General features: G+C 46.9%; 2 tRNA genes and 1 rRNA gene. All 3 read left to right on the top strand.

Annotated elements, in window-relative coordinates:
• A 16S ribosomal RNA gene (locus tag HV765_RS31670) occupies window positions 1-87 on the top strand; the annotation flags it as partial.
• Between the two features lie 132 nt (window positions 88-219).
• Window positions 220-296, top strand: a tRNA-Ile gene (locus HV765_RS31665).
• Between the two features lie 37 nt (window positions 297-333).
• Window positions 334-409, top strand: a tRNA-Ala gene (locus tag HV765_RS31660).
• Window positions 410-659 lie beyond the last annotated feature (250 nt).

Raw genomic sequence — 659 nt, 5'->3', positions numbered from 1 at the left:
GGGGCGATTACCACGGTAGGATTCATGACTGGGGTGAAGTCGTAACAAGGTAGCCGTATCGGAAGGTGCGGCTGGATCACCTCCTTTCAGAGCTTAAGTGCTCGTGTTAAGTGTCCACTCTTATCGGTTGTTTAATATAGCTGGGATCAGTTGTAGGCTTGGGTCGAGGGATTCTTCCCTGGGTTTGCAGCAACCTGACTACTGATCCGAGAAGGTTTTGGGTCTGTAGCTCAGTTGGTTAGAGCACCGTCTTGATAAGGCGGGGGTCGTTGGTTCGAATCCAACCAGACCCACCAAAATATTTTGCGCAAGTGTTCTCACTGTGTGGAATATGGGGGTGTAGCTCAGCTGGGAGAGCGCCTGCTTTGCAAGCAGGATGTCATCGGTTCGATCCCGTTCACCTCCACCATTGATTCTCAAATATCACTTCGGTGGTGATGTAGAGGCTAACTCATAGCGCTGTTGTCAGCGTTATGAGTTAGGTTTTACCTAACAGCTATATTCGTTCTTTAACAATCTGGAAGAAGCACAACGAAATGTACTTATTAAGTACTCAGCGCAAGCTGAAGAAAATAAGTACGGGTTGTGATTGCATTATTTTGTTCCAAGTTCTCAAGACTGGGGTGAATAACCTCAGACTGCTTTGAAACTTATGAACG

This window comes from Achromobacter kerstersii (assembly GCF_902859595.1).
GTDB lineage: Bacteria > Pseudomonadota > Gammaproteobacteria > Burkholderiales > Burkholderiaceae_B > Achromobacter > Achromobacter kerstersii.
Note: the sequence above shows the minus strand (reverse complement) of the source record. Positions and strands in the feature narration are given on the sequence as shown.